General features: G+C 39.7%; 6 protein-coding genes and 1 pseudogene. 2 read left to right on the forward strand and 5 right to left on the reverse strand.

The genetic code is table 11. The annotated features are described in order from the left end of the window. Positions 1 to 144: 144 nt before the first annotated feature. Positions 145 to 311, reverse strand: a pseudogene (locus ACFPZG_RS04325) (aldehyde dehydrogenase family protein); the annotation flags it as partial. Between the two features lie 50 nt (positions 312 to 361). On the opposite strand from ACFPZG_RS04325, the gene ACFPZG_RS04330 reads away from it, so the two are divergent. Beyond that, positions 362 to 934 (forward strand): hypothetical protein, encoded by a 573-nt coding sequence (locus ACFPZG_RS04330; RefSeq protein WP_381426412.1) that lies wholly within the window; start codon positions 362 to 364, stop codon positions 932 to 934. 303 nt (positions 935 to 1,237) lie between these two features. On the opposite strand, the gene ACFPZG_RS04335 is transcribed toward ACFPZG_RS04330, so the two are convergent. The 3 genes from ACFPZG_RS04335 to ACFPZG_RS04345 are packed head-to-tail and all read right to left on the reverse strand — an operon-like array spanning position 1,238 to position 4,308. Continuing rightward, complete coding sequence (locus ACFPZG_RS04335) at positions 1,238 to 1,522, reverse strand: hypothetical protein (protein ID WP_283732860.1); 285 nt, start codon at positions 1,520 to 1,522, stop codon at positions 1,238 to 1,240. A gap of 35 nt (positions 1,523 to 1,557) precedes the next feature. After that, on the reverse strand, positions 1,558 to 2,451 hold the full coding sequence (locus ACFPZG_RS04340) for a hypothetical protein (protein WP_283732861.1): 894 nt from the start codon (positions 2,449 to 2,451) through the stop codon (positions 1,558 to 1,560). A 15-nt stretch (positions 2,452 to 2,466) separates the two neighbouring features. After that, positions 2,467 to 4,308, reverse strand: a complete 1,842-nt coding sequence (locus ACFPZG_RS04345; protein WP_317940295.1) for an AAA family ATPase — start codon at positions 4,306 to 4,308, stop codon at positions 2,467 to 2,469. A 90-nt stretch (positions 4,309 to 4,398) separates the two neighbouring features. Here ACFPZG_RS04345 and ACFPZG_RS04350 point away from each other — a divergent pair, with 90 nt between their 5' ends. After that, entirely contained in the window at positions 4,399 to 5,526 is a 1,128-nt protein-coding gene (locus tag ACFPZG_RS04350) for a hypothetical protein (RefSeq protein ID WP_317940296.1), read from the forward strand. Between the two features lie 40 nt (positions 5,527 to 5,566). On the opposite strand, the gene ACFPZG_RS04355 is transcribed toward ACFPZG_RS04350, so the two are convergent. Next, on the reverse strand, positions 5,567 to 5,908 hold the full coding sequence (locus ACFPZG_RS04355; RefSeq protein ID WP_283732865.1) for a winged helix-turn-helix domain-containing protein: 342 nt from the start codon (positions 5,906 to 5,908) through the stop codon (positions 5,567 to 5,569). Positions 5,909 to 6,308 lie beyond the last annotated feature (400 nt).

Here is a 6,308-nt window from a genome sequence, read left to right on the forward strand (position 1 = left end):
AAAATCGATTTCAATTTGTAACACTATTCCTCTTAATCCTTTTAATATATTCAAACTTAATTAGTAAGGCTAAATATTCCGATATTAATGAATATACATCATATGATTTTACAAGTCAACAGATGATTCCATAGTTTATAGTCATTAGGACATAAATGATACAAACTTAATTTCAGTCATTTCTTCGGTAGAATATCTAATTCCCTCTTTACCAGTATCACTTTTTTCACACCGCCATATGGCATATGGTCAACTCTAAATGTAGGTACGTCATTCACGTTAACCCCGCCTGATTCAATTTCTCTCGCTGCAATTATAAGTTATCGTCCTTTGTTTGTAAATATTCAAAACTATATTATTTATGAGACATTGGTTGTTGGATTGTAAAGGAGCCTGTGCAACAGGAAGTTCACACGCAGCCGGAGCAATTGCAGGATATCAAGTTCAGCCTGATTTATACACAGTTGTAGATGCCTCATTAATTGGCGGTGCGTCAGCGCTCGTCCCCGACCTGGATACGAACGGGTTGGCAAGCAATCGAATCACCATTTCCAAGAAGTTCACTCTATGGCTGATGCAGTTCGTTGGAATTGGCATTTTAGTCGCCATCGCATACCAGTTTTTCACAACCGGATTTACCCCTTCCATTATTCTGTACGCGGGAATAGGCTTGCTCTTTTTCATCGTATCGCGTTTCATCACACAACGAAGAATGTTGACGCTAACCGGCGTCATGGTGATGTGGCTTGGCATTGAGGTGCATCAATCAACCGGTATCCTATTAGCCGGAAGCTATATCGTCATCGCCTCGTTCCTGCCGCACCGATCTTACACCCATTTACTTTTAGGGCACGCTTTTTATGCATTCATTTTGAGTCATCTACAACAAGAGTGGGAGTTCGAAGTTCTGCTCGTTTCGGGAACAGTCGGGTAAGCCAGCCACCTCATTGCAGACATGAAGCTCTTACCAATGAACCGCAGAGGAGTGAAATTGTTCATTCCGCTTTGGAATAAAGAATTGTAAAGGTGCCTGTGCAAAAGATTTGTAAAGGTACCTGTGCAGGAAACATTCATGTTAATTCATACATTTTGAATAAAAATACATAAATTTTAAGTAAAAACCACACCTACAATCGTGTACATTTATATTTATGCAATCGTAGTGTATTTACTGAATAGTTCGCTGCACAGGCACCAAAAAAGAGGTACCCAAAAAAGGCACCCCAATCCACTCAACCTACAACCTCACACAACACACCATAATCATTCCCGGTTTTATAACTGTCGATTGTGTAATATTCCACTCAATCTCTGCATCCGGAAGTTGGTGCTCGAACCATTCCACCACCTCGTTCGCCGCGATTAACGAAATCCTTTCATCTCCGATTATTTCAAGATGGATTTTATCTCTCCCTATCAATCCACTATCCATCGGTTTCATTGATTTTACACCACCAATTTCACCTACGACCTCAAATTCAAAAACGATTGCCGGATTATCCTTGTACCAATTCACTGTCATATCTTCCAACCTCCCGATTTTTTTCCTCCAGCCTATCAAGCGGCAATCTTCGTCCATTTGACCTCGCCATCGTAATAAACGACAAGTTGGCCGATCACCGCGAACCAATCCGGAACCCTTTCAACTTCAAGTTTTGTAATATGCTTAAATGAATCATCCAAAAGTGCAATCCTGTATTCGTCTTCCTCATAAAAGCATCCAAAATGATGATCATCTTCATGATAATAAGACAACACTTCGATTGATTCTTGCTGCAGTTCACTCCACGCTTTACCGTAATTCCCATAATCCAAAGCATCCATTGCGTCTGTTCTGATGAACTTTGAATCTTCCTCCTGCACCACTTTACTGGATAAAAAGTCAGCGACAAACTTCACTTCTTTTCCGACCAGTTCAGTGACATCAGCCAGTTCGTGATAAAGCAATTTTGACGCATTGTGGAAATGAGGCTCCTCCAATTGCACGACAACCATTTGCTCATCCTGTATCAATTGTGTGATAGGCTTGTCTGCAGTCAGGTAATAGCCCGACATATCCTCATCTATATTGACGAAATACACATCTTGGTCTTCATTGTACAGAATCACTTTATCCCAAAAACTATAATGCTCTTTAATTCCCTCGAAGGAATACATTCTACTTTTATTCTCCGAATCGAAGAAGACTAACCCGCTCCCTTCCTCAATGACCGCGATGAAATGATTGTTACTCGTCAAATGGCGAAGCGGGCGATCCGACTCATATATGAGGGTTTTCTCCGACTTCCCCTCATTCCAATTTACGTAATAAATCTCGTTCCCCTCGATGAAATATAAATCGTTTCCTAAAACAGTGAATTTCAAGCCGTCAACTGCGCAATCGTTTTGCAACAATGCAACAGATGGTACATTTTCCTTTCGGTATGCATGAGCCACTTTTGGTATAAACATTGATTTTCCCTCCAATTAATATGTTTTAAAGCCTACTCTTTTTTCCTTTTGCTTCATTTGTAAGATCGCTTCCGTTTCAAGCAACTCGTCACTCGCGGATTGAATATCTTCCGCCAACAATAAATTGATGTTTTTCGGCTTTCGCTGTGCCATATAACCAACAGATGAAGATAATAATTTACGCATCATACGGCCATTCCCAAACTGACGCCCGTCCAAGCGGTTCAAATTCTTTATGAACAGACCTACAATCTTACTTGCCGCTTTTTTACTCTCCAACTCATAGCCCGATCGCTCCACATGGTAATAGAAGATTTCCTGTAACTGTTTCTCTTCGTAATCCTCAAACTGGATAATATTTGTTAAACGCGACTGCAACCCTGGGTTAGCACTTTGAATGAAATCGAGCATTTCGTCCGTATACCCGGCGAAAATAACGAGTGTATCGGGATTATTCTCCATATGTTGAATAATGGCTGAAAACGCTTCGTCCGAGTATCCGTCCTTTTTATTAACCAAACTGTAAGCTTCATCAACGAAAATCGTGCCGCCTTTCCCCTTATCGAAAACCTCCTGCACCTTATGGGAAGTCCAACCGACGTATTGTCCAATTAGATCTTTACGGCTAACTTCAATGAAAACATTATTCGTCAATACTTTTGAATCAAATAATAACTGCCCGAAAATCCTCGCAACCGTTGTCTTCGCTGTCCCCGGATTGCCCATGAATACTGCAGCCATATGATGATCGATAGTGGGATATCCTGCTTGTTTCCGCATTTCCGCGAGTTTCATCCGATCGACGATACGCAGCAGTTGCTGTTTGACCTCTTTTAACCCAATCAGCTTATTCAACTCTTTAATCGCTTTGCCTGTAAGATCTTTATCTTCCATTGATACTTTATCCTTTAAAAAGATTCTCTCGAATTCGCTTTTCCCGATTGAATTTCCGACAGAATAACGTAACGCCTTATGGATAATCCGTTCAATATCACGGATGCTTTCAAACTTTTGCTTTCGGTAATTAACCAATTGCGTAATAACTTCCTCACAATTGACCGACGGAGCGATTTTTTTGCCCAATTCACTTGCAGTTTGATTAAAAAGTGCAGTTAAATAAGGCATTGGCGCCTTTGATACTTGGATAAATTCAATATCCGCCTCGAAAATAAAGTCTTTCTGAAATTGATTCAACACGGTCTCCTGCCTGTCGTCGCCATCCCCGACATCCATGAAAAGCGAGAAGGCGTTAAGCAGATCAGCCCTTGCTTCGAAAAGAATGTAAAATCGATCTTCCATTTCCATCACACGCTTCAACTCTTCCAACCCAGTGTTATGGATGTTGATAATGAGAGGACTTAAAATACTCTTCCAATAGGGATCCTGCTCACTTGGTGTCAGCTGTATTTTTTGAGCATATTGAGCATCCATCATAAACGGGTTAGGGGATTTAATATGGCCATGAACAAACTCAGTTCCGGTTAAAATTGGCACGTGGCAGAATGTGCCGTCCGCCCACTTTTCCTGCAACCATTCAATATCCTCATAATCTTCATAGTCATCGTAATCAAAATCATCATCATAATCGTAGATTTCATTTTCACTACCCATTTCATTATCATAAGAAAATTTCTTATAGGAATAGAGCGCCGCAATCACTGCATCGATTTCACTATCCGCCTGAATATAGATGCCCTTGACTTTCTTCAGATTTAGTTCCGTGATACTTTTGAGATGCGTTGCCAAGGTAAAGTCATTTTGTAAGACCTCATAACTATTGTCCGGAATGGTAACGATCCTTCCCCGCTCCCCTTGGCGCATTTCCGTATATTTAATTTCTGGTTTCAAAATATTCAATTTGAAATCCCTCCTCTTTGTATTACAATCAGTATAAATGGAATAATCTGCTGGATTTTTTTATTCCAACTATTTTATGGAGGGGATTTAGTGACTAGTATCGAGACCAAACCTAAAATGTTAGATGGAGTTAAGTTCATGGAGTATCTCGTCGGATTGCAGCTGACACCTTCCGAGAAGGCCGTAGCGGCTCTTCGTAATGCCTATAATTCACTGTCGGATCTAATAAAATTTCAGGAGAAAGAATCGAAGAAGAAGTTTTATGAGGGAATGGCTGAAATAATTTATCCCGCTGTTAAACAGGATGAAAAGGTGTTATTGGAGTTCAATAAGTTCGTTCATGAAGATAAAGGATTTTTTGGCCATGCAAAGTTAATAATCGAGAAAAAGAAAGAGAATCCGAAAAAGTATTTTAACCCACATACATTTTATATTGGTGACCGACTTAGAAGTTTATCCTACCGTAAACACTATGAATTAAATGAACAGCTTTCGCTTAGGAAACGTCAAGGGGACCGATACAAATCCCCTTCTCTACATGGCCATATTCAATTCTTCGGAGAGTATTATTTTCTATTGAACTATTGCATTATGAGAGATGATTTCTTTACACATATCGACGTTTCCCGAAAGGAAGAGTTTATTCAAAAACTATTTTCCACAGGAAAAACGCTTATTCAGAATTTCAATATGCTTGAGGAACAAGAAAGGATTGCGAGAGAAAAAATGGGAAAAACTGTTGGTGAACAACTACAAGCTCTCGATTCAACTTCCGAAACAACAATGGAAGCTAACTATAATTTGGTCACAGCGGACGATATACTTGAGGCCCTAATCGTAAACCTGCCTTACCAACTGTCCGATAACATTGAATTGGAAGACGTGGAATTCGTATCGGGACAACGATATTTCATATCGAAAGCCCATCCGCAAACGTTGACATTCCTATCAGACGAAGGGAACTATTCCGTTTCAGTATTCGTGAAGGATATAAATAATTCCTATCATGTCTTTACTGTTGATGAAGAAGAAGGACTAGCCCCTGAAGTGTTGATGGAAACCTTTGATGGCACTTTGGACTTTACTAATTTCTTCAGTCAATTGATCAATCTATACGAATTGCCAAGCGTTGGCAACGACGAGGCAGATGAAGATGACGGTGTCATAATTTCCACGATAAACGATGTGTTAAAAGTGTTAGAAAGACTGATTGATTAAGCAAAAGGGCTAATCCCAAAAGAGATTAGCCCTTTCTAATTTACTGATTCTGTTTGTTAGACGGTCCCTTCAAAACCCAAAACAACTTTCCCATTTTTTCATAACCCTCATCCGTCAACTCCAACTTGCCATACAACTTACGCACAATCCGTTGTTCCCGTAAAAATGCACAAGCAAAGCGCACTTCAGTTTCCCACTTATTACTACCATCCGACTTGTTCGCTTTCGATAGATCAGCATCTGAAAGATTAAATCGATTCGCAAGCAGACGATAGGCTTCTTGCAATGGCAAAGCAGGTAAATTCAGGTCCTTTCTTCTCATCAATTCCTGGACAAGATGGTACACAATCGCATCGCGGTGAATAATTTGTTTTGTTTTCATAATAAATGACCCCTCTTCGGATTAGTTTAGAAACAAAACTGAATGTCAGTTGCTATCCAGTTCCTTTTCTTAATACCATCCTACCCCCTGCTGAAAGCTGGACGGAGAAAATCCAAAAGTAATTTTTTGTGTCCAGGAATTGTAAAGGTACCTGTGCAAGAAACATTCACGATTATTCAGCCAATATGAATATAAATACATTATTTTAAAATAAACTTCAAATTACAGCGTCGATATTGTATATTTATTCAATTATAGCGTATTTACTGAATCGTTTACAGCACAGGTACCCAACACTGGCGTTGCATAGAATACAAGGACTTCCATTTGTTACTTTTTTTACCATATTGGTCTTCGAACTAAAATTAAAAAAGGGAACAGGAGCCTAAGCTAAACCAGT

This window comes from Sporosarcina thermotolerans (genome assembly GCF_042658975.1).
In the GTDB taxonomy this organism is placed as follows: domain Bacteria; phylum Bacillota; class Bacilli; order Bacillales_A; family Planococcaceae; genus Sporosarcina; species Sporosarcina thermotolerans.